A 23,982-nucleotide genomic window follows, 5' to 3' on the forward strand; every position below is an offset into this window, starting at 1 on the left:
CGGTGGGCACTTCCCTACGCCCGCCAAACGTGACTGCGGAGTCAGCACCCCCGTCGAGCGTGATTCCACAGTCACCCCCGCCGCCAAACGTGACTGTGGAGACACGCTCGGTGGGCACTTCCCTACGCCCGCCAAACGTGACTGCGGAGTCAGCACCCCCGTCGAGCGTGATTCCACAGTCACCCCCGCCGCCAAACGTGACTGTGGAGTCACGCTCGGTGGGCACTTCCCTACACCCTTCGAGCGCTACCCCACAGTCAGCACTACCGCCGAGCGTTACCCCACAGTCATCCTCGCCGCCAGATGTGACTGTGGTGTCACGCTCGGCGAAAGGGGGGATGCCTCACGCATATCATTTGCAACTTCTGTCCCACCAGTCACAGCGCGGCTCCCCGAAATCGGGTCGCCGATCGCCTACCCTGCACAGTCGATGCACCTTTTACGCTCCACGGCACGCCTGGCCGCAGCGGCTTTCCTGGTCGCCGGGTCGAGCGCACTCACCCTGAGCGCGGCCCCGGCAGCCGTCGCCGAACCCGGCCCACCGGATTGCCCCTACAAGATCAACACCCCGCCCGCCGTCGACTCCTCCGAGGTTCCTCAGGCCGGCGACCCCCCGATTCCGCTGGCGGTGCCGGCGTCCCCGGTCGGCGGCAACGCGCTGGGCGGCTGCGGGATCGTCGCAGCCCCCGACACCCCGCCGGTACCGGGCGACATCTCCGCCGAGGCCTGGCTGGTCGCCGACCTGGATAGCGGGGCCGTCATCGCCGCCCGCGACCCGCACGGCCGGCACCGGCCGGCGAGCATCATCAAGGTGCTGGTCGCAATGGCCTCCATCAACGAACTGGACCAGAACAAGACCGTCGAGGGCACCCCCGACGACGCCGCCTCCGAGGGCACCAAGGTGGGGGTGGCCGAAGGCGGCACCTACACCGTCAACCAGCTGCTGCACGGGCTGCTGATGGGATCGGGCAACGACGCCGCACATTCACTGGCCATGCAACTCGGCGGCATGGACGCGGCACTGCAGAAGGTCAACGTGCTGGCCGCCAAACTCGGTGGACACGACACCCGCGCGGCCTCGCCGTCGGGACTCGACGCTCCGGGCATGAGCACCTCGGCCTACGACATCGGCCTGTTCTACCGCTACGCCTGGCGCAACCCCGTCTTCGCTGACATCGTCGCCACCCGTGACTTCGACTTCCCCGGTCACGGCGACCATCCCGGCTACCAACTGGACAACGACAACAAGCTGCTCTACAACTACCCGGGCGCCATGGGCGGAAAGACCGGCTACACCGACGATGCCGGCCAGACGTTCGTCGGCGCCGCCAACCACGACGGCCGGCGTCTGGTGGCGATCCTGCTGCACGGCACCCGCCAGCCGATCCCGCCCTGGGAGCAGGCCGCGCATCTGCTGGACTACGGGTTCAGCACACCGGTGGGCACCCAGATCGGTTCGCTGGTCGAACCCGACCCCTCATTGGCCCCCGCCGTGGCCGCCGAGCCCGGCCGGCTGGCCACCATCAACCAGGCCTCCGGCGTGATGGCGCCGGCGGACTCGGCGCCCGTGCGGGTCGGGGTCGCCATCTTCGGGACGATCGTCGTCTTCGGGCTGATCCTGCTGGCCCGCTCGATCAACAGCCGCGACGGGGTACGAGCCTGACCGCCCAAGGTGTTCGGGTCGGGCTCACCGCCGCCTGCATCGGAATCATCTACGGCTACGACCTCGGCGGCATCGCCGGAGTGCTGCTGTTCATCGACACCGATTTCGGTCTCGACGATTCGCAGAAGCAGCTGCTGACCACCATGGTGGTGCTCGGCCAGATCGTGGGAACCCTCAGCGGCGGCGTGCTCGCCGACGCCGTCGGCCGCAAGAGGTCGCTCGTGGCCTGCCTGGCGGGATACGCGGTGTTCGCGGTGCTGGGTGCGACGGCTGTGTCGCTGCCGGTGCTGCTGGTCGCCCGGTTATTCCTGGGTGCGGCGATCGGAGTCTCGATCGTGGTGGTGCCGGTGTATGTGGCCGAGTCGGCACCGGCCAGCGTGCGCGGGTCGCTGCTGACCGCCTACCAATTCACGATCCTGGCCGGCATCATCGTCGGCTACCTGGCCGGCTACCTGTTCGCGCCGACCCAGAACTGGCGCTGGCTGCTGGGCCTGGCGGCCGCGCCGGCCGTGGTGTTGCTGGCCATGCTGGCGCGGGTGTCCGACACCGCCAATTGGTATCTGCTCAAAGGGCGCACCGAAGACGCCCGCCGCGCACTGGCCCGGATCGAGCCGGCTGACACAGTCGAAGCCACCCTCGACGGCATCGCGGCCGCCCTGAACGAACGCCGGGGCAGCATCGGCGACATGCTGCGCAAACCCTACCTGCGCGCCACCGTTTTCGTGGTCGTCCTCGGCTTCCTCGTCCAGATCACCGGCATAAACGCGATCATCTACTACAGCCCGAAGCTGTTCGAAGCCATGGGTTTTGAAGGCAACTTCGGGCGCCTGGCGCTGCCTGCGATGGTTCAGGTCGGCGCGCTGGCCGCGGTCGGCGTATCGCTGTCGCTGGTCGACCGGCTGGGCCGGCGTCCGATCCTGCTGGCCGGCATCGCAGCGATGATCGCCGCCGACGCGGTGGTGATCGCCGCGGGAACCAGCGACGGCACCGCCGCGCGGATTCTCGGATTCGGCGGTGTACTGCTGTTCATCATCGGCTTCAACTTCGGATTCGGCTCCCTGGTCTGGGTTTTCGCCGGTGAGAGCTTTCCCTCCCATCTGCGGTCGCTGGGCTCCAGCGCCATGCAGACCTCGAACCTGACCGCCAACGCCGTGATCGCCGGCTTCACCCTGACCATGCTCAACCGGATCGGCATGGCCGGCATGTTCGCCGTGTTCGGGCTTTTCGCGGTGATCGCCTTCCTGGTCGTCTACCGGTTTGCGCCCGAGACCCGGGGCCGACAGCTGGAGGACATCCGCTACTTCTGGGAGAACGGCGGACGGTGGCCCGCCTCGGACGCCGGCCCGACGGACCCGTCGTGACGCTGATCCACGCCGGTACCGTCGTCGCCGAAGGCGCGGTATTCGAACCCGGCTGGGTGCGGACCGAGGGACCGCTGATCGTCTCCTGCGGCACTGGCGACCCACCCGCACCGCCCGACGTGCGACTGCCGGATTCCACCGTGGTGCCGGGGTTCGTCGATATGCATGTGCACGGCGGCGGCGGGGCGTCGTTCAGCGACCCCGGTGGGGCCCACCAAGCCACGGACTTCCACCGCCGGCACGGCACCACGACGATGCTGGCCAGCCTAGTCACCGCCGCGCCCGGCGAACTTGCCCGCGCCGTAGCCGAACTCGCCCGAGCGGCCCGTGCGGGCGTGATCGCCGGCATCCACCTGGAGGGGCCCTGGTTGAGCGAGGCCCGCTGCGGTGCCCATGATCGCACCCGGCTCAGGCCGCCGGATCCCGCCGAAGTCGACGCCCTGCTCGACGCCGCCGACGGCGCCATCTCGATGGTGACCCTGGCCCCCGAGCTGCCCGGCGCCGACACCGCGATCTCTCGCTTCGTCGACGCCGGTGTCGTTGTCGCGGTGGGGCATACCGATGCGACCTACGAACAGACCCGGCATGCCATCGAGCTGGGTGCGACCGTCGGAACCCACTTGTTCAATGCGATGCCGCCGCTGAGTCACCGGGCCCCCGGGCCCGTCCTGGCCCTGCTGGGGGACCCGCGGGTGACGGTCGAACTCATCGCCGACGGTGTGCACGTGCACCCCGAGATGGTGCGCGCGGTAGCCGGGGCGGTCGGCCCCGAACGGGTTGCGGTGATCACCGATGCGACGGCCGCATCCGGCTGCGGCGACGGCGAGTTCCGGCTGGGCTCGGTGCCGGTCACGGTCACCGCCGGGGTGGCCCGGGTGCGCGGGACCGACACCATCGCCGGCAGCACCGCGACCATGGATCAGCTTTTCACGGCGATGGCCCACGGATGCGGACTCAATGCCGCGGTGCGCGCGACGTCGACGACCCCGGCCCGCGCCCTCGGCCTGCACGGGGTGGGCGCCATCCGGGCCGGGTTGGCCGCCGACCTCGTCGTGCTGGACCGGGATTTGCGGGTTGCCGCCGTCATGTCCGGCGGGCGGTGGCCCGAGCGCCGGTAAAGGTCAGCGTTTTCCCCGAACGAACCGCGAAATCGCCAGTGCGCCGGCCGCCCCCGCCGCCAACGCGGCGACGGCCTGCCGGACCGGCAGACCCTCATCGAGGCGGATCCACCGGCCGACCGCCGCCGGCACCGGCCCTTCGGCCGCCGTCGCGCAGGCATCTTCGGGGTGCATGGTGGCCGCCCACGCGGTGGCGAACAGCAGCAGAAGCCCGGCGACATTGATGAACACCATCAAGCCCAGCACCGGCCCGAACGTCGCACCCGCGGGGCTGCGCATCACCACCCGCAGGTACATCGACGCGACCTGCTTGAACACCTCGTATGCCACCGTCGCCAGTACCGCGGCGCGAATCGACGCGCCGAATCGGACCGGTTCCCGCGGCAGCCGGGCGATCATCCAGGCGAACAGCAGCCACGACACCAGCAGTGACACCAACACCGAGATGAGCCGGAAAATCCAGTCGAAGATCGACAACTCCGGCGCCCCAAGCCATTTCAGGACTGCGCGCATCGGTTCGGCGTGCCCCAGCGCCGTCAACCCCAATGTCGCGATGATAACCAGGAATGTACCGATCAAGGCCCACAGGTCGGATATCTTGCTGCGCACGAAACCGTCGTTGCAGGTCTGTGCCCACATCTCACTCAGGGCCACCCGCAGGTGCGACATCCAGCTCAACCCGGCCCACGTCGAGGTGGCCAGCCCGATGATGCCGACAGAAGTCCGCGCGTCGATCGCCGAATTCATCATCGCGAGCAGCTGGGACGCCAGCGGGCCCGATACCGTCTCGACGACCTTGACATCGATATCGTGCAACACCGCCGGGCGCCTGGACAACATGAACCCGACCGAGGCGAACCCGACCATGAGCATCGGGAAGAGTGCCAGGATCGTGTAGTAGCTCAGGCCGGCCGCGTAGAACCCGCCGTTGCTCCCACTGAATCGCTCGCGGGCACGCATCGCATGATCGAACCAGCCGTACCGGTCGCGAAGGCGGTCGACAAAGCTCGGTTCTGTCGGCTCGGCCGATCCGCTCACGGCCAATCCGCTCCCGCTGCGGGTAGGAACCCCAACCGGTCGTAGACCCGCTGCACGGTTCTGCCGGCGACCTCGCCGGCGCGCTGCGCACCGAGGGCCAGCGCGGCCTCCAATTCGGCGGGGTCGGACGTCAGCTCCTGCACCCGTGCCCTGATCGGGCTGACGAAGGCGACGACGGCGTCGGCGGTGTCCTTCTTCAGGTCGCCGTAGCCGCGCCCGCTGTAGCCGTCGACCAGGGTGTCGACGGCGATACCGGTGACCGCCGACTGGATGCCGAGCAGGTTGGAGATGCCCGGCTTGCCCTGCGGGTCGTAGCGGATCTCGCGTTCGCTGTCGGTCACCGCCGAGCGAATTTTCTTGGCGGACTTGCCCGGATCGTCGAGCAGGCTGATCAGCCCGGCGTCGGTGGCCGCCGATTTGCTCATCTTCGACGTCGGGTCCTGCAGGTCGTAGATTTTCGCCGAGACCTTCGGGATCAGGACGTCGGGCACCACGAAGGTGTCCGGGAAGCGGCTGTTGAACCGCTGGGCGATATCGCGCGCGAGTTCCAGGTGCTGACGCTGGTCCTCCCCCACCGGCACCAGGTCGGTGTCGTAGGCGAGCACGTCGGCAGCCTGCAGCACCGGATAGGTGAACAACCCGACCGTGGCGGAGTCGGCGCCCTGCTTGCTCGACTTGTCCTTGAACTGGGTCATCCGCGAGGCCTGCCCGAAACCGGTGAAGCAGCCCAGCACCCACGCCAGCTGGCTGTGTGCCGGCACCTGGCTCTGCACAAAAATGGTGGCCCGGGCCGGGTCGATGCCCAGCGCCAGGTACTGCGCGGCGGTGATCAGGGTGCGGCGGCGCAGCGCCTCGGGGTCCTGCGGGATGGTGATCGCGTGCAGGTCCACCACGCAGAAGAACGCCTCGTGGCCGTCCTGCAGCCCAACCCACTGCGCGACCGCCCCGAGCGCGTTGCCTAGGTGCAGCGAGTCGGAGGTCGGCTGCACACCGGAGAAGATCCGGCGAGGTCCGGTCGGGGTGCTCACGGTGCTCCCGGTGCTCCCGGGGCTCCCGATGCTTTCGGCGCTCATGGTGCCCCGATCTTTCCATGACCGGCGCACGCGCTGCCCCGGCCCGGCGGCCGACACCCCGAATCCGGCCCAGGATTGGCCGCACCGCGCCGCCATGCGCTAGGCTTCGAAGCGGTCATGAGCGCCAGCGTCAAGCCCCGGCTTGCTGGCCGGCAACCCTCCAACCGCGGTGGGGTGCCCCGGGTGATGACCAGGTTGAGTAGCCGAACCCGGCTACGCGGCAAGCGCGGGTCCGCCGTGACGGGCCCCTGAGCTGACAGGGAAACGTTGATTCATATTCGCTGTACGTCATTACTCCTGCCCGCGGTTCCCGCGGCGCAGGCGTGACCGCCGCACACCCGCATACCCAATTCCGGTACCCCATTTAGCAGAAAGCAACCAGCGTGAGCTCTGAGAACAACAACACCACGGCCGACCCGACCGCGAACTGGTCGTTCGAGACCAAGCAGGTCCATGCCGGTCAGCAACCCGACCCGACCACCAACGCCCGTGCCCTGCCCATCTACCAGACCACGTCCTACACCTTCAACAACGTCGCGCACGCCGCCGCGCTGTTCGGGTTGGCCGAGCCGGGCAACATCTACACCCGTCTGGGGAACCCGACCACCGACGTGGTCGAGCAGCGGATCGCCGCACTGGAGGGCGGGGTGGCCGGGCTGTTCCTGTCGTCGGGGCAGGCGGCCGAAACGTTCGCGATCCTCAACGTCGCCGGCGCCGGCGATCACGTGGTGTCCAGCCCCCGGCTCTACGGCGGCACCTACAACCTGTTTCACCATTCGCTGGCCAAGCTCGGTATCGAGGTCAGCTTCGTCGAAGACCCCGATGACCTGGACTCCTGGCAGGCCGCGGTGCGGCCGAACACCAAGGCGTTCTTCGGTGAGACGATCTCCAACCCGCAGACCGACCTGCTGGACACCCCGGGTGTCTCGGAGGTGGCGCACCGCAACGGGCTGCCGCTGATCGTCGACAACACCATCGCCACCCCGTACCTGATCCAGCCGCTGTCCCAGGGCGCGGACATCGTGGTGCACTCGGCCACCAAGTACCTGGGCGGGCACGGCTCGGCGATCGCCGGCGTGATCGTCGACGGCGGCACCTTCGACTGGACACAGGGCCGGTTCCCGGGCTTCACCACACCCGACCCCAGCTACCACGGCGTGGTGTACGCCGAGCTCGGGCCGCCGGCATTCGCCCTCAAGGCCCGCGTGCAACTGCTGCGCGACCTCGGCTCGGCGGCGTCGCCGTTCAACGCTTTCCTGGTGGCCCAGGGGCTGGAAACGCTGAGCCTGCGGATGGAGCGGCACGTGGCCAACGCCCAGCGGGTCGCCGAGTTCCTGGCGGCCCGCGACGACGTACTCTCGGTCAACTATGCGGGGCTGCCCAGCTCGCCGTGGCACCAGCGGGCGAAGCAGCTGGCGCCCAAGGGAACCGGGGCCGTGCTGGCCTTCGAGCTGGCCGGCGGGGCGGAAGCGGGCAAGGCGTTCGTCGACTCGCTGAAGCTGCACAGCCACGTGGCCAACATCGGCGACGTGCGCTCGCTGGTGATCCACCCGGCGTCGACCACTCACGCCCAGCTCACCCCGGCCGAACAGCTGGCAACCGGTGTCACACCGGGCCTGGTGCGGCTGGCTGTCGGCATCGAGGGCATCGCCGACATCCTCGCCGACCTCGAACTCGGTTTTACCGCGGCGAAGGCGGCCGTATCCAGCGCCGGCGACCCGCAATCCGTGGCGGCCTTCTGAGGACCCACCCGTGACGATCTCCGACGTGCCCACCCAAGCGCTGCCCGCCGAAGGTGAGATCGGCGTGGTCGACATCGGCCCGCTGACGCTGGAGAGCGGTGCCGTCCTCGACGACGTGCACATCGCCGTGCAGCGCTGGGGTGAGCTGTCGCCGAATCGGGACAACGTGGTGATGGTGTTGCACGCGCTCACCGGCGACTCGCACATCACCGGGCCGGCCGGGCCGGGCCATCCGACCCCCGGCTGGTGGGACGGGGTGGCCGGACCGGGCGCGCCGATCGACACCGGCCGCTGGTGCGCGGTGGCCACCAACGTGCTGGGCGGCTGCCGCGGCTCCACCGGCCCCAGTTCGCTGGCCCGCGACGGAAAGCCGTACGGCTCACGGTTTCCGCTGGTCACCATCCGCGACCAGGTGAAGGCCGACATTGCCGCGCTGGCCGCGCTGGGAGTCACCGAGGTCGCCGCGGTGGTCGGCGGCTCCATGGGTGGCGCGCGGGCGCTGGAGTGGATCGTCGGCCACCCCGACCGGGTTCGGGCCGGGCTGCTGCTGGCGGTGGGCGCCCGCGCCACCGGCGACCAGATCGGCACCCAGACCACCCAGATCGCCGCCATCACGGCCGACCCGGCCTGGCAGGGCGGCGACTACCACGACACCAGCCGGGCACCCCAGGCCGGCCTGAAGATCGCCCGGCGGTTCGCCCACCTGACGTATCGGAGTGAACTCGAGCTGGACAACCGGTTCGCCAACCATGCCCAAGCCGGTGAGGATCCGGCGGCCGGTGGCCGCTACGCCGTGCAGAGCTATCTGGAGCACCAGGGCGACAAGCTGCTGTCCCGGTTCGACGCCGGCAGCTATGTGATCCTGACCGAGTCGCTCAACAGCCACGACGTCGGCCGCGGCCGCGGCGGGGTGCGGGCAGCGCTGACCGGGTGCCCGGTGCCGGTGGTGGTCGGCGGCATCACCTCGGACCGGTTGTATCCGCTGCGGCTGCAGGACGAGCTCGCCGAGCTGCTGCCGGGCTGTGCCGGTGTACGGGTGGTCGAATCGCTGTGCGGTCACGACGGCTTCCTGGTGGAGTCCGAGGCCGTCGGTGAACTGATCCGCGAGACGTTGGATCTGGCCGAAGGCGCGGGTGCCCGGTGACCAGGGTGCGGCGGGAGCGCTCGCTGTCGTTCGGCTCAGCGGCGGCCGCCTACGAGCGGGGCCGACCCACCTACCCGCCCGAGGCGATCGACTGGCTGCTGCCAGACGGGGCGCGCGATGTGCTCGACCTCGGTGCGGGTACCGGCAAACTGACCACCCGGCTGATCGAGCGCGGCCTGGACGTGGTGGCCGTCGACCCGGTCCCGGAGATGCTGGACGTGCTGCGCGCATCGCTGCCGGCAACACAGGCGCTGCTGGGGACCGCCGAGGATATTCCGCTTCGGGACAACAGCGTCGACGCGGTGCTGGTGGCCCAGGCCTGGCACTGGGTGGACCCGGCCAGGGCGATTCCCGAAGTGGCTCGGGTGCTGCGGCCCGGCGGGCGACTGGGCCTGGTGTGGAACACCCGCGACGAACGGCTGGGCTGGGTGCGGGAGCTGGGTGAGATCATCGGCCGCGACAGCGATCCGGTGCACGGCCAGGCAACGCTGCCCGAACCGTTCTCCCGAGTGGAACATCACCGGGTGGAATGGACCAATTACCTCACGCCGCAGGCACTTATCGACTTGGTCGCGTCCCGCACCTACTGCATAACCTCACCGGCCGAGGTGCGTTCCCGGACACTCGACGAGGTCCGTGGGCTGCTGGCCACCCATCCGGCGCTGGCAAACGCGAAAGGCCTTGCGCTGCCGTACGTCACGGTGTGCGTGCGGGCGACGCCGGCCTGAGTTCTGCGCCGGCTGATCTGGCTGAGCTACTCACTGTTGAGGTAGGACATCTCCGGTGCGATGGTCTGCGGCATCGTGTTCAGCAGGAACGGCAGCAGTCCGCCGAACTTGGTGCCCCCCAGCGGGACTACCAGGTCGGGGAGCCCCGGAACGCCCACGACCTCGCTCAGCGGCACCGTCGCGGAAATGTTGTGCGGCGGGACCAGCAGCCCGGCCATGGGCAGTCCGGCGATCGTCGGCATGGTGAACGGAACGCCGAGCACCGGAAGGTCGACGGTCACCGGCAGCGGCTCCTGGACAATGACTTCGCCGTTGAGGAAGCCGTCCAGGATGAAGGCGGGCATATTGCCCAGGGCGTTGGCGGCTCCCCACAGATCGCCCTGGAGCAAGGCGTCGCCGAATACCGTCCCGCCATGCGCCCACCCGCCCAGCGCGGCGAACGGCGAACCCAGGAACGCGAATCCCAGCTGCAGCGGCATCCCGAAGAAGGCCTCGCCTGACAGTGTGGCGACGCCCAGGGAAGGATTCAGCGGGTTGGTGTCGAGGTTAAGCAGGTCCACCGTAAAATCCGCCGCGACGGTGGTGTCGGTGAGCACTCCGATGCCGTTGGCCAGGTTGCGCATGGTTCCGCCGGGCCAGCCGCCGGGCGGGAAGAAGCTCGCGCCGCCCTGCGCGTTCTGGCCGAGGGCCGTCAGGATCGGCATCAATGCTCCCGCGGGCCCCTCCAGGCCGATGGGTCCGGCGATATTCAGTGAGACATCAATGGGGGGTGGGAGGACATGAATATCCGGAGTTACCTCCAGCCCGCTGGTATCGAACCCCGAGATGAACAGGTCGATGAACGACTTGGCCCCGTACTCGACGGCCTGGCCGTAGTTGCCCTGCTGGATTTCCATCCAGGCGCTGTCCAAGTCGGCCCGGAATGCCGGATAGGTCTGTTGCAGCCCCTCCCCGACCAGGATCAGCTGGTGCTGCACCACGCTGCCCAGGCCGGTGATTCCGCCGACGAATTGGTCGACGACCGGACCCGGGGAGGCCGAGTTGGCGAGGGCCATGAAGAGATCGAGATTCGTCGACACATTGCCCGGGAAGCCGCCGAGGTTGTACGCGATGGCCTGCATGGCCTGCTGGGCGTAGTGGTTCTGGTTGATGACGACCTGGTTGAGCACCGGGAACGGCCGGTAGTCGGCCCGCAGGGTATCGAAGTTCCGCGACGAGTTCTCCACCAGCGTCACGTAGGGGTTCTGATAGGGCGCAGTGGTCGGTTCCGACTCCGATGGGAATCCGGCGAACAGCGGGATTCCCAGGGCATTTCCCAGACGGCCGAGCACCGGCCCGAGCGGCCCCAACGGCCCGGCACCGCCGAGTAACGGCCCCAACGGCCCGGCACCGCCGAGCACCGGCCCCAGCGGCCCGCCACCGCCGCCGCCGCCGCCGCCGCCGAGCAGCCCACCGCCGAGAAGCCCGCCGCCGAGAAGCCCGCCGGGCAGTCCCAGCAGTGCATCCCCGGGGGCCGCGGCCAATACGCCGCCCGCCGCACCCGCCCCGCCCAAGCCACCCAGCAGAGCGCTCCCGGCGTTGGCCAGTTCGGCGTTGGCATAGGCGGCCGCGCCGCCGTTGAGCAGCCGGGCGAATTCGGCGCTGAAGGCGCTCGCTTGGGCGTTGATGGCTTGGAATTCCTGCCCGAAGGTGCCGAACAGCCGGGCTACGGCGGCCGATATCTCGTCACCGGCCGCGGCGGCGATTCCGGTGGTCGGCCCCGCGGCCGCGGTCGCCACCTCGTTCAGCAGGGAATTGACGCCCGCCAGCTGCTCCGTTGCGGCCATCACCAGATCTGGTCGGACAACGACGAATGACATCGGACTCTCCCCTCGAAGACAAGACGCGCACGGGCCTCGACTACCCGCTTGGACCAGAGATCAAACTTCAGCGAAGCCTCCAAGTCGCCAGCGTAGCCTCATTTATCCCGGCGGCAACCCCGTGACGCACATTTTTTTGCCGGCGTCAATCCGCTCCGCTGGATCGGGTACGAAAGGCTAGGTCAGGGCTCAGAAACTGAGCCCTGAATACATCAGTCCGGCGGGGTCGTACTGCCGGCGGACGGCGCTCAGCCGCGGCAGGTTCGACCCGAAATACCGCGCCGCCGACATGTTCGATTCGAGGTAGTTGACGTAGCCGCCCACCGAGTGTTCCTTCACCGTCTGGTGGGCGGTGGCAACCCAGGTGCTGGCGGTCGAGGTCTGCCCGTTGCCGGTTTGGACGTACCACTGCGCAACGGCCGACTGGCGGCGCCACGGGAAGGCCGTGCCGGCCGGGTCCACGTCGCTCACCGCGCCGCCGATGGTGTCGAGGATGACCGCAGCGGCTCCCCCTCCGGGCGGCCACTTCCCGATTGCGTCGACGATCGCCTGCGCGGCCGCGGAATTCATGGTTCCGATCACGTCGGATCCGGCAACGAAGCCGCGCGGGGAATTCGTCGAGCTGCCGCCGGCCAGGTAGGTCACCAGTTCCATTCGGCTCAGCGTCTTGCGTTCGATCGCGGTGGGTTGCACCCCCACAGCGGACGCGATGTCCTGGGCCACCGTCGCACCGGAGCCGGCCGGACACGTCGCCAGCACATGACAGTTCCCCTCGGTCCCGTTGACCGAAAGATCGACCAGGCCCCAGGTGTCGCGATCGGCCGCCGCCAGCCACGCCTGCCAGCCGGTCAGCGCCTGCGCGCCCGCCGACGTCGGAAAATCGACGCGCACCACATCGCAGGCGCCGACGGGGAAGGTCGCGAACGTCAGCGACGTCGTCACCCCGAAGTTGCCGCCGCCTCCTCCCCGCAGCGCCCAGAACAGATCGGGGTTGTCCTGGGCGGACGCGGTGACCGTCTGCCCGCTGGGCAGCACGACCGTCGCCGACCGCAGCGCATCGCACGTCAGGCCCGCCCGCCGGGAGTCCGCGCCCAGCCCACCGCCCAGGGTCAGCCCGGCGGTTCCGACGGTCGGGCAGCTGCCGGCCGGAATCGCCCGGCCGGCGGCGGCCAGCCCCTGGTGGACGCTGAACAGGTCGGTGGCGGCCGGCACGGTCACGGTGCCCGCCGCGTTGTCGACGTGCACCCCGCCCGGCATGCCGCGCAGGTCGAGCACCATGGCTCCGGTCGCGGTGGAGGCTCCGGTGTAGGAGTGCCCGCCGCCGCGCGGGGCGATCTTGAGTTTGTTGGCGGCGGCGAAGGCCACCGCTTTTTCGACGTCCGCCTGCGAGCTCGCCACCACCACCGCCGCCGGGGTGGAGCCGTTGTAGACCGAGTTGAACACCTGCTTGCGTCCGGCGAATGCCGGATCGGTCGGCAGCAGCACTTGGCCGCCGATGGCCGACGCCAGGCTGCTCCAACCCCCGGCCGGGTCCGCCCGAGCCCGCGTCGAGGTGAACAGGGCCGAGGTCGCCAACGCTCCGGCGGCACCCCGAAGAAAGACCTGGCGAGAGATCATGAGCCGCATTGTCAACCGCCGCGGGCGCAAATCGGGTGACGACAGGCCGTAAGAGCGGCGACCGGCCAAACCTTTACCTTGCCGTGTCTGCGATGAGACTGCCGGGGAGAAAGGTTCCAAGAGTCAAGAGCCCCCGGAAGCAATGCTCCAACATCGCGAGGAAGTCGAACATGAAACCATGGCGTGACCTGCCGCTGCCCCTACGCTTGCTCGCCGTGACCGCGGGAGTGCTCACCGCGGCGGCGGGCTTCACCGCCCCCGCCGAGGCGGACACCATGGACGACCTGTTCATCGCCGCGCTGCAGAACGCCAACATGGATGACGGCGATGAGGCCGCCGAGGCGGCTCTGGGCGAGCGGATCTGCCCGATTCTCAGCGAGCCGGGCGGGTCGTTCAACTCTGCGGTGGGCACGGTGATGGCCTCCCAGAGCGGGATGTCCCCGCAGATGGCCAGGACATTCACCAGCATCGCGATCTCGGTGTACTGCCCGTCGGTGATGGGCAATATCACCGGGCAACTGCCCGGGGCACTGCAACAGATCCCGGGGATATCGGCGATCCCGGGCTTGGCGGGCACCTGACCCCTGCCCCCCGCAACCAGCGCCGCCCCTCGCCGAACGTGCAACTACTGCGGAAAAACGGCCAAAAAACCGCAGCCATTGCACGCTCGGCGCGCACCGCGGTCGTGCGGGGGGCGGTACGCCGGATTGCCGGTACCCGCTGCCCTAACCCGTTCCCAGCGGGTCGATCGTCCAGGCGATGTAGACCATCGCCGCACCCACCGACGCCGTGGTCAGGAAGTCGGCCCCCCTGCTGCGCACCACCAGCAACCCGGCCCGATTGTCGGGCAACACCAGCCGCAGCGACGCGGCCACACCGGCCCCGATGCCGATCAGCAGCGAGCCGCGGCGCCAGAAGTTCGCACCCGCCAACCCGAATGCCACCGCGAATATCAGCCCGACGAGCACGATCGGCCACTGTGCGCGAAGCAATCGGCCGAGGGCGGCCCGAACGGTCACTGCCGCTCGGCCCGCTCGACGACATTGGTCAGCAGGAATGCCCGGGTGAGCGGCCCCACCCCGCCGGGGTTCGGCGACACGTGCCCGGCGACTTCCCACACGCCCGGGTGCACGTCCCCGGTGAGCTTGCCGTTCACCCGGCTCACCCCGACGTCGATCACCGCGGCACCCGGGCGCACCATGTCGGGTGTCAGCATGTGCGGCACGCCGACCGCGGCCACGACGATGTCGGCCTGGCGGGTCAGCGCGGGCAGGTCGCGGGTTCCGGTGTGGCACAGCGTGACGGTGGCGTTCTCGGAGCGTCGGGTGAGCAGCAGCCCCAGGGGCCGCCCGACGGTGACGCCGCGGCCGATGACCACCACGTGCGCCCCGGCGATCCCGACGTCGTAGCGCCGCAGCAGGTGCACGATGCCGCGCGGGGTGCACGGCAGCGGCGCGGGGGTGTTGAGCACCAGCCGACCCAGGTTCGTCGGGTGCAGACCATCGGCGTCCTTGCCGGGGTCGATGCGCTCCAGGGCGGCATTCTCGTCGAGGTGCCGCGGCAGCGGCAGCTGCACGATGTACCCGGTGCACTCCGGGTTAGCGTTGAGTTCGTCGATGGCCGCATTCAGCGTGGCGGTGTCGGTGTCGGCCGGCAGGTCGCGGCGGATCGAGGTGATGCCGACCTTCGCGCAGTCGGCGTGCTTGCCGCGAACGTAGGCCTGCGATCCGGGGTCGTCGCCGACCAGGATGGTGCCCAGCCCGGGGGTGCGCTCCGCTGCGGTCAGTGCCGTCACCCGCTGCGTGAGGTCGGTGAGGATTTCGTCGCGGGTGGCCTTGCCGTCCAGGGTGATTGCGCCCACGCCACACAGTCTGACATGCCCGACGCGTAGGCTCGTCGGATGCCAGCCGAGAAGGCCCCGCCGGCTGTCCCGGACGTGTTCAGCACGGCCAGGCTCGGCCCGCTGACGCTGCGCAACCGGATCATCAAGGCCGCCACTTTCGAAGCCCGTACCCCCGCGGCATTGGTCACCGACGACCTGATCGAATACCACCGTCGGCACGCCGCAGGCGGGGTCGCGATGACCACCGTCGCCTACTGCGCGGTCTCCCCCGGCGGCCGCACCGGCGGCGAGCAGATCTGGATGCGCCCGCAGGCCGTCGACGGTCTGCGCCGGCTCGCCGAGGCGATCCACGCCGAGGGCGCCGCGGTCAGCGCGCAGATCGGCCACGCCGGGCCGGTGGCCGACGCCCGCTCCAACAAGGCGACCGCGCTGGCGCCGGTTCGGTTCTTCAACCCGATGGCGATGCGGTTCGCCCGCAAGGCCGACCGCGACGACATCGACGGCGTGCTGACCGACCACGCCAACGCCGCCCGGCTGGCGGTGGAAGCCGGCTTCGACGCCGTGGAAATCCATTTGGGGCACAACTATCTGGCGAGTTCGTTCCTGTCGCCGCTGATCAACCGTCGCGACGACGAGTTCGGCGGGTCGCTGGCGAACCGGGCCAAGGTGGCCCGGGGTGTGGTGACGGCGGTGCGGCGGGCAGTCGATCGGGGACCGCGAAAGATCGCGGTGACCGCCAAGCTCAACATGGCCGACGGGGTGCGCGGCGGCATCGGCATCGACGAGGCGCTGACCACCGCGAAATGGCTGGAGGACGACGGTGGCCTGGACGCCATCGAGCTCACCGCCGGCAGCTCGCTGGTCAACCCGATGTATCTGTTCCGCGGCGACGCGCCGGTAAGGCAGTTCGCCGGCGCCTTCAAGCCCCCGCTGCGCTGGGGCATCCGGATGACCGGCACGAAATTCCTACGCGAATACCCCTACCGCGAGGCGTATCTGCTGCGCGAGGCCCGGCTGTTCCGCGCCGAATTGTCGCTGCCGCTGATCCTGCTCGGCGGCATCACCAACCGGGAGACGATGGACACCGCGATGGCCGAGGGGTTCGAGTTCGTCGCCATGGCCCGGGCGCTGCTGGCCGAGCCCGACCTGATCAACCGGATCAGAACCGACGGCACGCAGGTGCGCTCGGTGTGCACGCATTGCAACCAGTGCATGCCGACCATCTACAGCCGGACCCGCTGTGTGGTTACCGGCGCCCCCGACTCCGGCTGAGAACCGGTCGGGCCAGCGCGTACTCGCTGAGTGCGATCAGCGCACCGGTGGCCGACGTTCGGTCGCGGGCGTCGACGGCGATCACCGGAACGCGCTCGGGCAGCGCCAGCGCCGCGCGCACCTCGGCGGCCGGGTAGCGCGAGGCGCCGTCGAACTCGTTGACCGCGACCAGGAACGGCAGGTTGCGGTGTTCGAAGAAGTCGACGGCGGCGAAGCAATCCTGCAGGCGCCGGCAATCGGCCAGCACGATCGCGCCGGCCGCGCCGCGCACCAGGTCGTCCCACATGAACCAGAACCGCCGCTGACCGGGTGTGCCGAACAGATACAGCACAAGCTCGTCGGCCAGGGTGAGGCGGCCGAAGTCCATCGCGACGGTGGTGGTGCGCTTGTCCGGGGTGGCCTCGATCATGTCGACGCCGGCCGAGGCGTCGGTGACCATCGCTTCGGTGCGCAGCGGCATGATCTCCGAAACCGTGGCGACGAACGTGGTCTTGCCCGCCCCGAAGCCGCCGGCGACGACGATCTTCACCGGTGCGGCGCCGTGAGCTTCACGCTGCCCGAGAGCCACCCGGGGGCCTTCCTGCCGGTGCGCAACGGATCATTGCGGCCCGGATTCCGCCCGGCGGGCCGACTGCACGACGTTGCCGACCTGCTCAACCAGGACGGCCATCTCGTATCCGATCTGGCCGATGTCGCACGACGGCAGGGCCAGGGTGGCCAGGTGCGAACCGTCGCCGACCCGCATTAGGAGCAGAAAAGCGTTCTGCATCTCGACCACCGACTGCAGCACGTGCCCACCTTCGAAGAGCTGCGCGGCGCCGGCGGCCAGACTGGCCAGCCCGGAGGCCACCGCGGCCAGCTGGTCTGCACTCTCGCGGGGTAGGCGCTCGCTGGCGGCGACCGGAAGTCCGTCCACCGACACCAGCAGTGCGTGCGCCACGCCCGGGACTTCGCGGACGAACTTCGACACCAACCAGTCCAGCGGGTTCGGCGGCGACGGGTCCGTCATGACCGGTCGGTGTCCCGGCTGGTCTCGCCTGCCGCCCGGCCGGCACGCACACCGGTGAAGTGGCTGCCGAGCGAGGTGCGGACGGCTTCGGGGTCACGCGCCGGGGCCACGTCTTCGGCCTGCCGGGCGGAGTCGGGTCCGTCGTCGGTGGATTCCGGCTCGTGGGCTGTGTCGCCCCGGTTGGCCTCGGGGGATCCCGGCACCAGCCGGGCCCCGGGTGTGCGCACCGCCAGTCCCGCCTCGGTCCGATTGTCGACGGGCGCGTCCTCGGCGTCGGCGGCCATCGTCCAGCCGCGGTCCCACACGCTGCGCCAATCCAGGTCCGGGCTGGCCAGCAGATCATGCGGGTCACCGGTCATCTCGGTCAGCATCCGCTGATAGATGGCGTCGTCATCGACGGGACCCGCCGGTGTGCGGTCCGACCGCGACGGTGCCGACGGGGCAGGCGGGGCAGGCGGGGCCGAGGTGCCTGCGGCCGGTCCGGCCTCCTGCGGGGACTCGTGGCCCGGGGGCGGCGCGGTTCCAGGCCGGGTCGGCAGCTCGGTTTGCCGCTGGGGCGCCTTCTGCCACCACGGTGTCGGCAGCGGGCGTTCCTGCTTGGGCGGCACCTCCCGCCGGGGTGCGGCACCAGTGGCACCGCCGGGACCCCGGCCCGGCAGCGCGGTCACAGCCGTTCCGGACTGCTCACCGGGCAGCGAGACGGTGGGTGCGGCAGGATCGGGTTCCGCCCGCGGCGGGGTCACCCTCAGGTACCGTCGCGCCGGGGGTTCGGCCGGTTCGCCGTGCTCGCCCTCCAGGACGGCTCGCGGCAGGTACACCTGCGCGGTGGTGCCGCTGCCGGATTCGTCGCCGGCCGGTCGGCGCAGCTCCGCCTGCAGGCCGTGGCGGGCGGCCAGCCGTCCGGCCACGAACAGCCCCATATGCCGTGCGTTCTGCGGGGTGGGGCCGGGCGCGTCCCGGTGATCGGCTTGCAGTCGCATGTTGGCCGTCCGCCGGTCGGCCTCGGTCATGCCGATACCGGCGTCGACGATGCGCAGCAGCACCCCGCCCTCGCTGCCCCGCACCGCCGAGACCGTCACCGCCGTGGCCGGCGGCGAGTAGCGCACCGCGTTGTCGGTCAACTCCGCCAGCAGGTGGATGACCGCCCCGGACGCCGAGCCCAGGACAGCAGCCTCGGGCACCTCGGTGACCTCGACTCGCCGGTAGTCCTGCACCTCCGACAGCGCCGCGTTGATCACCGTCGCCAGCGGCACCGGTTCCCGCTGGTCCCGGGTGATCTGCGCACCGGCCAGCACCAGCAGGTTGGCGCTGTTGCGCCGCAGCCGGGCCGCCAGGTGGTCCAACCGGAGCAGGCCGTCGAGCCGCTCGGGATCTTCTTCGCCGCGCTCCAATTCGCCGATGATCACCAGCTGCTGATCGACCAGCGACCGGCTGCGCCGCGACGTGGTTTCGAACATGTCGGTGACCAGCGCCCGCAGCCGAGCCTCGTCGCGGGCCAGCAGCAACGCCCGGGTGTGCAGTTCGTCGACGGCGCCGGCGACTTGGCCGATCTCGTCGGTGGTGCGGATCGCCAGCGGTTCGGGGTGCGGCTCGGCGCCGCCGCGCACCCGGTCGACGTCGCCGTCAAGGCCGGTGCGGGCGACGCTGACCGCACCGTCGCGCAGCAGCCGCAACGGCTTGACCAGTGCGCGGGCCACCAGCAGTGCTATCCCGAGCGCGGCGGCCAGCACGGCCAGCACCAGCACACCCTCGCGGATCGCGGCGCGACGGCGTGCATCGGCCTGCGCCGCCACCGACCCGGAGATCTCGGCGACGGCATTGCGAACGTTCTGTTCGGCGGCTGCGCGCGCGGTCGCAATCGAGTCCAGGAGTTCGGTGTCGCCCGGCAGGTCGGTGCCGCCGGTCGCCAGGAGCCGCTGCACGGTCATTTGCCCGCGGGTGCCGACGGCCCGGCTCAAGGCCCGCACCTGGGATCGGAGTCGTTCGTCGCCGATGGGCGCCGACGCGTCGATCGCCTCTTGGGCACCCAGCAGCAGCGGCACATAGGCGGCGATCCGGTTGGGTACGGCGGCACTGTCGTCCGGGGCGGCATCGGCCAGCGCCTGCCCGTCGTCGAGCAGCCTGGCGACACCGGAACGCAGGTCGGGGGTCACGTCGGTGTCCGCCAGCCGTGCCCGCAGCTCGGAGGTGCGCGCGGCAAGGTTCTCGCGCACGCCCTGCGCAGAGGCTCCGGTAGCGCCCGTCGACATCCCAACATCGACCGCAGACATGTAGTTGGCGATCGCCGGGGCCATCTCCGCCCGCGCTTCCGCCAGCTCCAGGCCGTGGAAATCGGCGAGTGCGTCCGCGATCCGCGCCGCCCCGAACGCCGTCGCCACCAGCAGCGGGGCCAGTGCCAGCACCGCGACCTTCCACCGCACCGGCCAATTGCTCAGCGACCAGGGGCGCGGGAGTTTGCCGGGTGGCGACGTCGGCGCCGGCTCGGGTGCAACCGCTGCGACCGGGTTGGCCGGGCGCGCGAACATGCTCACCTGGCCACGCCTTGGTGCGTCATGGCGGGAGACGACGGGCTCATGGGACTTCCTGCTTGGTTCGCCGGCAGCTGCCCGGGCACATGGGCGCCCAGCAGCTCGACGAGTATGACAGCCCACGGGGGCCGTCTGCAGAATCGTTACTGACTAGTTAGGGATGCGACGCTGTCGGCCTGGGTGCGCCTACACCGGTCGCAGGACCGCGACCAGGAAATCGGAATCCTCGGAGAACGGCCGCACATCCCAGGCCGACAGCAGCACGTCGGGCTCCAACGCCGCATCGGCCGCGTCGCGCAGGAACCGGTCGAACACGTACCCTCGCCCCGCCCCGAAGCCGATCACCACCCGGCCGTCGTCCGCGACGTGCGCCCGCAATCGGCGTACCACCTCGGCGCGGGTCCCCGGCGCCAGGAATGCCATCACGTTGCCCGCCGACACGATGATGTCGAACGGCTCGGCGATGCCGCGGGCGGGCAGGTCGAGCTCGGCGAGGTCCCCGACCAGCCAGCGCGGCCCCGGATGGTCCTGCTCGGCTGCGGCGATCAGCGCCGGGTCGACGTCGACGCCGAACACCTGATGCCCCAGCGCAGCCAGCTGCCCGCCCACCCGGCCGGGCCCGCAGCCGGCGTCGAGGATGCGCGCCGATCGGGGCGCCATCGCATCCACCAGGCGGGCCTCCCCCGCCAGATCCTCACCGGCGCGCTCCATTTCCCGGAATCGCTCGATATACCAGCTGGAATGGCCGGGATCGGCCGCCACCTTCTGCATCCACAGGCTCTGCTCGACCATGGACGCATTATCGCAAGACCCGGCCGGTCCGGTCGCCCCAAGGGCTCGGCGGGCGGGGAAAATACGGTTGTGTTCAAGCTGATGTTCGTCTCCCCCCGCATCGCACCCAACTCCGGCAATGCCATCCGGACAGCGGCCGCAACCGGCTGCGAACTGCATCTCGTCGAGCCGCTGGGCTTCGATCTGAGCGAACCGAAACTGCGGCGGGCCGGCTTGGACTACCACGACCTGGCCTCGGTGACCGTGCACGAATCCCTGCACGCGGCATGGCGGGCGCTGGCACCGGCGCGGGTATTCGCCTTCACCACCCATGCCGCCAGTCGCTTCAGCGACGTCTCCTACCGGCCCGGCGACGTCTTGATGTTCGGCCCCGAACCCACCGGCCTGGATGCGGCCACACTGGCCGACCCGCACATCACCGCCCATGTGCGCATTCCGATGCTGGCCGGACGGCGGTCGCTGAACCTGGCCAATGCCGCGGCCGTGGCGGTCTATGAGGCCTGGCGGCAGCAGGGCTACCCCGGGGCCGTCTGAGGCCCCGTCGACTCATGGCCGCATGTCCGGCTACGGCTCGACGGTGAAGTTGAGCATCATGCCGCTCTCGTGGTGTTCGGCGATGTGGCAGTGCATCATCCACATGCCCGGGTTGGTGACCTCGAACAGGATGTCGGTGGTCTGCCCGGTCTACACCAGCACGGTGTCCTTCCACACCAGGTTCGGCTCGACCACACCGTCACGGGTGAGCACCAGGAAGCGTCCGGCCCCGTGCAGGTGGATCGGATGCTGCATCGGGTGATCGGAGTCGGTTGTGTTGATCAACCGGATCTTCACCTGGTCGCCCACCCGGAATCGCCAGTCGATGGTGTGGCCCTCACCGCCAGTGGCGGGCTCGACCAGCTTCCAGCGCATGGTGGCATCGGTCGACGTCCGGTTCATCTCCACCATGTGGTCTTCCCACTCGATCGGGGGAAGCGATTGGTCGTGGTCGCCGCCGGCACTGTGGCAATGGTGGCCCTGCCGACCCGCCGCCCCCACCGCCCCCACCGTCCCCACCGTCACCAACGTCCCCGCCCCACCGCCCCACCGCCCCACCGCCGAGCGGGAACGGATGGTCACCCTCGGCGGCGAGTGCGACTGTGGTGTCACCCTCGGCGGGTGGTATGAGCGTGTGGTCCATCTCGGCGACCAGTTCGAGCGTCTTGTCCGGCTCGACACCGAGATATTCGGCTAGGCGGTGCCGCTCTGCGACCATGTCGTCGCTGGTGCGCAGGTCGCCGAATCCACGGGCCGCCGAGGGGTCGGACGCTTCGCCGGCCACGGTGATCGCCCCCAGCACGTAGGTGTGATCGGGTGTCCGGTGCTCGAATGCGACCGGGCCCGGCTCGTCGAACAGGACGTCGATCACGGCACGTTCGGATGGCGAGATCATCACTTCCTCGACGATCCGCTCGAACTCGTAGTGCCCGCTGTCGCCGCCGACGAGTTTCATCCGCGCACCGGCGAAGGTGACGTTGAACGTGCGGGTGTTGGCCGTGTTGACCAGATGGAAGCGCACCACCTCACCTCGGCGGGCCGTGGTCGAATAGTCGGATTCGCCGTTGACCAGCAGGACATTTCCGTAGCGGCCCATCGCCGCGTAGGTGGTCCGGTTGCGGCTAAACGGGGCGGCCTGCCCGTTTTCGATCAGGAAGTCATCCAGGGTGAGTGCGACCTCGCGGTCGACCCGCGGCCAGTAGTCCTCGTCGCCCGGAGCGACGACGATGGCGCCGTAGGAGCCCATCTCCAGGTTGTAGTCGTGCCGAACGTGCGGGTGATACCAGTAGACGCCGGGGTCGGGGAATCGGACGCGGTAGGTGAACCGGCCCCCGACCGGGATCGGCACCTGCGTGTGCGGCGTCCCGTCGTAACGGTTTTCCAGGCGCAGCCCGTGCCAGTGCACGGTGGTCGGGGTATCGCCGTCGTTGATCGCGGTGACGATAATCTCCGATCCCTGCCGGACGCGCAGCTGCGGGCCGGGCACCGAGCCGTTGTAGGCCAGCAGCCGGACTGTGGTGTCCCCCAGGCGCTTCGCCACCGGGGCGACCCTCAGCTCGTAGCTGTCGCCGTCACGCAGCTCCACGATCTGTGGCGGCACAGCCTCGGGCAGCCCCGCGGGGTCGGTGGGGAAATGATCGAGAACGCTGACAACGGTGCTTGCGGGTGTGCTCATGGCGGGTATCCCTTTCGGGGCGAGTCGGCTACCAGCCAACGCCCGGCGAGCACCTGAGCGCCTGAGCACCCGGGTTGCCCGGGCCGCAGATTCCGCTGCGGCCTGGTGCGTCCGGCCTTTCGGGGAGCGTTGGACTGGAATCAGGCTCTACCCCCTAGGGGTATATGGCAAGGGGTTCGGCGGGCCGACGAGGGCGGATCAACGGGCATCCTGGCCAACCCGAGGAACACCCGGAGCGAAGGAAAGCTGCGCGCCCCAACACCCGCAAATCGAAAACGAGTGCTGTGTTCTACAGCCGGCCCGTAGTCCACGCACCAGCCGCCCGCACTACCACCGATCCCAGTGCGTCAGACTCTCCGCCGGCAACCGCTTGGCCGGCCGGAAGTCGGTGCCCTTGGTGTAGGCGATGGGGAACAGCCCGCCCTGGCTGTAGTCGTCATAGGGGATTCCGAGGATGTCGGCGGCTTCCCGTTCTCCGTCGCCGACCAGGTGCAACGTGGTCCAGCAGGAGCCGAGGCCGCGCGAGCGCAACGCCAGGCAGAAGCTCCAAACCGCCGGAAACAACGACGCCCAGAACGAAACCCCGCCCAGCGGCGACTTCTCCTCCCGGCCCTGAATGCAGGGGATCATCAGCACCGGCGCCTGGTGCATGTGCTCGGCGAGGTACATCGCCGAGTCGCGGACCCTGCCCATCCGCTCGCCGCGGATATCGCCGACGCCGTACTCGGGAGCGGGCGAACTCAGATAACCCCGCGCGTTGGCCAGGTAGACGTCGGCTATCGCCTTCTTCTTCGCGGCATCCTCGACAAACACCCACTGCCAGCCCTGCGAGTTGGAGCCGGTCGGCGCCTGCAGCGCGAGTTCCAGGCACTCCATCAGCACAGTGCGCGGCACCGGCTTGTCGAAATCGAGGCGCTTGCGCACCGAGCGGGTGGTGGCCAGGACTTCGTCGACGGTCAGGTTGAGGCTCATGTTCGCAGGCTACT

21 protein-coding genes, 1 pseudogene and 1 riboswitch are annotated in these 23,982 nt (G+C 69.8%); of the genes and pseudogenes, 9 read left to right on the forward strand and 13 right to left on the reverse strand.

Annotation, left to right across the window (positions count from 1 at the left end; all coding sequences use genetic code 11):
- Positions 1-430: 430 nt before the first annotated feature.
- Genes ACK5M9_RS15055 through nagA form a run of 3 tightly spaced genes read left to right on the forward strand, consistent with a single transcriptional unit; the run spans position 431 to position 4,142 of the window.
- On the forward strand, positions 431-1,663 hold the full coding sequence (locus ACK5M9_RS15055) for a D-alanyl-D-alanine carboxypeptidase family protein (protein ID WP_416893955.1): 1,233 nt from the start codon (positions 431-433) through the stop codon (positions 1,661-1,663).
- Positions 1,660-3,024: a sugar porter family MFS transporter gene (locus ACK5M9_RS15060; protein WP_416893991.1), complete on the forward strand. Its 1,365-nt coding sequence runs from the start codon at positions 1,660-1,662 to the stop codon at positions 3,022-3,024. The genes ACK5M9_RS15055 and ACK5M9_RS15060 overlap by 4 nt, the downstream gene beginning before the upstream one ends.
- Complete coding sequence (gene nagA / locus ACK5M9_RS15065; protein WP_416893956.1) at positions 3,021-4,142, forward strand: N-acetylglucosamine-6-phosphate deacetylase; 1,122 nt, start codon at positions 3,021-3,023, stop codon at positions 4,140-4,142. The genes ACK5M9_RS15060 and nagA overlap by 4 nt, the downstream gene beginning before the upstream one ends.
- Positions 4,143-4,145: 3 nt before the next feature.
- On the opposite strand, the gene yhjD is transcribed toward nagA, so the two are convergent.
- The gene (gene yhjD / locus ACK5M9_RS15070; RefSeq protein WP_416893957.1) at positions 4,146-5,180 is read right to left on the reverse strand and encodes an inner membrane protein YhjD; all 1,035 of its coding nucleotides are present in this window, start codon (positions 5,178-5,180) and stop codon (positions 4,146-4,148) included.
- On the reverse strand, positions 5,177-6,208 hold the full coding sequence (gene trpS, locus ACK5M9_RS15075; RefSeq protein WP_416893992.1) for a tryptophan--tRNA ligase: 1,032 nt from the start codon (positions 6,206-6,208) through the stop codon (positions 5,177-5,179). The genes yhjD and trpS overlap by 4 nt, the downstream gene beginning before the upstream one ends.
- A gap of 158 nt (positions 6,209-6,366) precedes the next feature.
- Positions 6,367-6,486: riboswitch (SAM riboswitch) on the forward strand.
- Positions 6,487-6,636: 150 nt separating this feature from the next.
- On the opposite strand from trpS, the gene ACK5M9_RS15080 reads away from it, so the two are divergent.
- The 3 genes from ACK5M9_RS15080 to ACK5M9_RS15090 are packed head-to-tail and all read left to right on the forward strand — an operon-like array spanning position 6,637 to position 9,867.
- Positions 6,637-7,995 carry a bifunctional o-acetylhomoserine/o-acetylserine sulfhydrylase gene (locus ACK5M9_RS15080; RefSeq protein ID WP_416893958.1) on the forward strand — a complete coding sequence of 453 codons (1,359 nt, stop codon included), beginning with the start codon at positions 6,637-6,639 and terminating at the stop codon, positions 7,993-7,995.
- Between the two features lie 10 nt (positions 7,996-8,005).
- On the forward strand, positions 8,006-9,139 hold the full coding sequence (metX, locus tag ACK5M9_RS15085) for a homoserine O-acetyltransferase MetX (protein WP_416893959.1): 1,134 nt from the start codon (positions 8,006-8,008) through the stop codon (positions 9,137-9,139).
- Complete coding sequence (locus ACK5M9_RS15090; protein ID WP_416893960.1) at positions 9,136-9,867, forward strand: class I SAM-dependent methyltransferase; 732 nt, start codon at positions 9,136-9,138, stop codon at positions 9,865-9,867. The genes metX and ACK5M9_RS15090 overlap by 4 nt, the downstream gene beginning before the upstream one ends.
- 26 nt (positions 9,868-9,893) lie before the next feature.
- Here ACK5M9_RS15090 and ACK5M9_RS15095 read toward each other — a convergent pair whose 3' ends face one another.
- Complete coding sequence (locus ACK5M9_RS15095) at positions 9,894-11,726, reverse strand: PE family protein (protein ID WP_416893961.1); 1,833 nt, start codon at positions 11,724-11,726, stop codon at positions 9,894-9,896.
- 189 nt (positions 11,727-11,915) lie between these two features.
- The gene (locus ACK5M9_RS15100) at positions 11,916-13,352 is read right to left on the reverse strand and encodes an FAD-binding protein (RefSeq protein WP_416893962.1); all 1,437 of its coding nucleotides are present in this window, start codon (positions 13,350-13,352) and stop codon (positions 11,916-11,918) included.
- Between the two features lie 161 nt (positions 13,353-13,513).
- Between ACK5M9_RS15100 and ACK5M9_RS15105 the strand changes: the two genes are divergently transcribed.
- Positions 13,514-13,924 carry a DUF732 domain-containing protein gene (locus tag ACK5M9_RS15105; protein WP_416893963.1) on the forward strand — a complete coding sequence of 137 codons (411 nt, stop codon included), beginning with the start codon at positions 13,514-13,516 and terminating at the stop codon, positions 13,922-13,924.
- Positions 13,925-14,068: 144 nt separating this feature from the next.
- On the opposite strand, the gene ACK5M9_RS15110 is transcribed toward ACK5M9_RS15105, so the two are convergent.
- The gene (locus ACK5M9_RS15110; RefSeq protein ID WP_416893964.1) at positions 14,069-14,362 is read right to left on the reverse strand and encodes a DUF3017 domain-containing protein; all 294 of its coding nucleotides are present in this window, start codon (positions 14,360-14,362) and stop codon (positions 14,069-14,071) included.
- On the reverse strand, positions 14,359-15,204 hold the full coding sequence (locus ACK5M9_RS15115) for a bifunctional methylenetetrahydrofolate dehydrogenase/methenyltetrahydrofolate cyclohydrolase (protein ID WP_416893965.1): 846 nt from the start codon (positions 15,202-15,204) through the stop codon (positions 14,359-14,361). Before ACK5M9_RS15115 ends, ACK5M9_RS15110 begins: the two co-directional genes overlap by 4 nt.
- 39 nt (positions 15,205-15,243) lie before the next feature.
- On the opposite strand from ACK5M9_RS15115, the gene ACK5M9_RS15120 reads away from it, so the two are divergent.
- Positions 15,244-16,458, forward strand: coding sequence for an NADH:flavin oxidoreductase (locus ACK5M9_RS15120; RefSeq protein ID WP_416893966.1), 1,215 nt, complete (start codon positions 15,244-15,246; stop codon positions 16,456-16,458).
- On the opposite strand, the gene ACK5M9_RS15125 is transcribed toward ACK5M9_RS15120, so the two are convergent.
- The 4 genes from ACK5M9_RS15125 to ACK5M9_RS15140 all read right to left on the reverse strand — a co-directional run bounded on the left by ACK5M9_RS15125 (position 16,433) and on the right by ACK5M9_RS15140 (position 20,787).
- Entirely contained in the window at positions 16,433-17,026 is a 594-nt protein-coding gene (locus ACK5M9_RS15125; RefSeq protein WP_416893967.1) for a GTP-binding protein, read from the reverse strand. The two genes, ACK5M9_RS15120 and ACK5M9_RS15125, sit on opposite strands and share 26 nt — an antisense overlap.
- A 30-nt stretch (positions 17,027-17,056) precedes the next feature.
- Positions 17,057-17,467 carry a serine protease inhibitor gene (locus tag ACK5M9_RS15130; RefSeq protein ID WP_416893968.1) on the reverse strand — a complete coding sequence of 137 codons (411 nt, stop codon included), beginning with the start codon at positions 17,465-17,467 and terminating at the stop codon, positions 17,057-17,059.
- Positions 17,464-19,992: an ATP-binding protein gene (locus ACK5M9_RS15135; RefSeq protein WP_416893993.1), complete on the reverse strand. Its 2,529-nt coding sequence runs from the start codon at positions 19,990-19,992 to the stop codon at positions 17,464-17,466. Before ACK5M9_RS15135 ends, ACK5M9_RS15130 begins: the two co-directional genes overlap by 4 nt.
- 189 nt (positions 19,993-20,181) lie before the next feature.
- The gene (locus ACK5M9_RS15140; RefSeq protein WP_416893969.1) at positions 20,182-20,787 is read right to left on the reverse strand and encodes a class I SAM-dependent methyltransferase; all 606 of its coding nucleotides are present in this window, start codon (positions 20,785-20,787) and stop codon (positions 20,182-20,184) included.
- 69 nt (positions 20,788-20,856) lie between these two features.
- On the opposite strand from ACK5M9_RS15140, the gene ACK5M9_RS15145 reads away from it, so the two are divergent.
- Positions 20,857-21,321 carry a tRNA (cytidine(34)-2'-O)-methyltransferase gene (locus ACK5M9_RS15145; protein WP_416893970.1) on the forward strand — a complete coding sequence of 155 codons (465 nt, stop codon included), beginning with the start codon at positions 20,857-20,859 and terminating at the stop codon, positions 21,319-21,321.
- A gap of 30 nt (positions 21,322-21,351) precedes the next feature.
- Here the strand turns inward: ACK5M9_RS15145 and ACK5M9_RS15150 are convergent.
- The 3 genes and pseudogenes from ACK5M9_RS15150 to ACK5M9_RS15160 form a co-directional block, all read right to left on the reverse strand.
- Positions 21,352-21,732: pseudogene (locus tag ACK5M9_RS15150) on the reverse strand (multicopper oxidase domain-containing protein).
- Positions 21,659-22,996 (reverse strand): multicopper oxidase family protein, encoded by a 1,338-nt coding sequence (locus tag ACK5M9_RS15155; protein WP_416893971.1) that lies wholly within the window; start codon positions 22,994-22,996, stop codon positions 21,659-21,661. Before ACK5M9_RS15155 ends, ACK5M9_RS15150 begins: the two are co-directional and overlap by 74 nt.
- Before the next feature lie 327 nt (positions 22,997-23,323).
- Complete coding sequence (locus tag ACK5M9_RS15160) at positions 23,324-23,968, reverse strand: nitroreductase family protein (protein ID WP_416893972.1); 645 nt, start codon at positions 23,966-23,968, stop codon at positions 23,324-23,326.
- Positions 23,969-23,982: the final 14 nt, after the last annotated feature.

The sequence above is a fragment of the Mycobacterium sp. genome (genome assembly GCF_047975165.1).
Classification (GTDB): domain Bacteria; phylum Actinomycetota; class Actinomycetes; order Mycobacteriales; family Mycobacteriaceae; genus Mycobacterium.

Excerpts from the sequence above, each read along its gene's own strand:
- ACK5M9_RS15055 (WP_416893955.1), top strand. The coding sequence starts at position 431 with ATGCACCTTTTACGCTCCACGGCACGCCTGGCCGCAGCGGCTTTCCTG.
- ACK5M9_RS15095 (WP_416893961.1), bottom strand. The coding sequence starts at position 11,726 with ATGTCATTCGTCGTTGTCCGACCAGATCTGGTGATGGCCGCAACGGAG.
- ACK5M9_RS15100 (WP_416893962.1), bottom strand. The coding sequence starts at position 13,352 with ATGCGGCTCATGATCTCTCGCCAGGTCTTTCTTCGGGGTGCCGCCGGA.
- ACK5M9_RS15105 (WP_416893963.1), top strand. The coding sequence starts at position 13,514 with ATGAAACCATGGCGTGACCTGCCGCTGCCCCTACGCTTGCTCGCCGTG.
- ACK5M9_RS15120 (WP_416893966.1), top strand. The coding sequence starts at position 15,244 with ATGCCAGCCGAGAAGGCCCCGCCGGCTGTCCCGGACGTGTTCAGCACG.
- ACK5M9_RS15130 (WP_416893968.1), bottom strand. The coding sequence starts at position 17,467 with ATGACGGACCCGTCGCCGCCGAACCCGCTGGACTGGTTGGTGTCGAAG.
- ACK5M9_RS15135 (WP_416893993.1), bottom strand. The coding sequence starts at position 19,992 with ATGTTCGCGCGCCCGGCCAACCCGGTCGCAGCGGTTGCACCCGAGCCG.
- ACK5M9_RS15140 (WP_416893969.1), bottom strand. The coding sequence starts at position 20,787 with ATGGTCGAGCAGAGCCTGTGGATGCAGAAGGTGGCGGCCGATCCCGGC.
- ACK5M9_RS15155 (WP_416893971.1), bottom strand. The coding sequence starts at position 22,996 with ATGAGCACACCCGCAAGCACCGTTGTCAGCGTTCTCGATCATTTCCCC.
- ACK5M9_RS15160 (WP_416893972.1), bottom strand. The coding sequence starts at position 23,968 with ATGAGCCTCAACCTGACCGTCGACGAAGTCCTGGCCACCACCCGCTCG.